This window comes from Streptococcus sp. HMSC066F10, from assembly GCF_001813805.1.
In the GTDB taxonomy this organism is placed as follows: domain Bacteria; phylum Bacillota; class Bacilli; order Lactobacillales; family Streptococcaceae; genus Streptococcus; species Streptococcus vaginalis.
In genome coordinates, this window is sequence record NZ_KV813957.1 from 133823 (window position 1) to 134296 (window position 474).

Sequence of the window (474 nt, forward strand, 5' to 3'; positions counted from 1 at the left end):
CCATAAAAGATGGGGGTGGACTTTTTATCTATCTCTCCCTCTCTCTCTTTATCTTTATCTATCTCTATATCTTTCTCTATCTCTATCTCTTGTCGGACATGGCTTGGACTCATTAAGGACAATGTCCTCTGTTTATTTTGTCTGTATCTTCTTTTTTTCTCTGCCCATGCTGTTTCTGATCCGATTAAATTTGGTATTTCAGTTAAATAGTATTCATCGTTTTCTGTTACAACTTCTAATAAGCCTTGATTGATTAAATAATTAACTGTGACCATTACATCATCGTCTGTTTCATCTATGGTTAGTGCTAACTCTTTTATAAAATCACTTTCTACTCCGTCATAATAGAGTTTGCCCTCATCTTTTAGGCTTAGTAGTAGAAGTTTTAGGTATATTATCGTGTAGGTATCTCCTCCCGATATTCTCCTTAATCTTTTTATCCTCTTGTCTGTGAAAAATTCTTCTTTTAATTTT

The 474-nt window shown here is 33.5% G+C and carries 1 protein-coding gene; it reads right to left on the reverse strand.

The window, feature by feature from the left end; all coding sequences use genetic code 11:
* On the reverse strand, positions 1–474 hold a 474-nt coding region (locus HMPREF2933_RS10260; protein WP_261674321.1), incomplete at both ends, for a phage replisome organizer N-terminal domain-containing protein.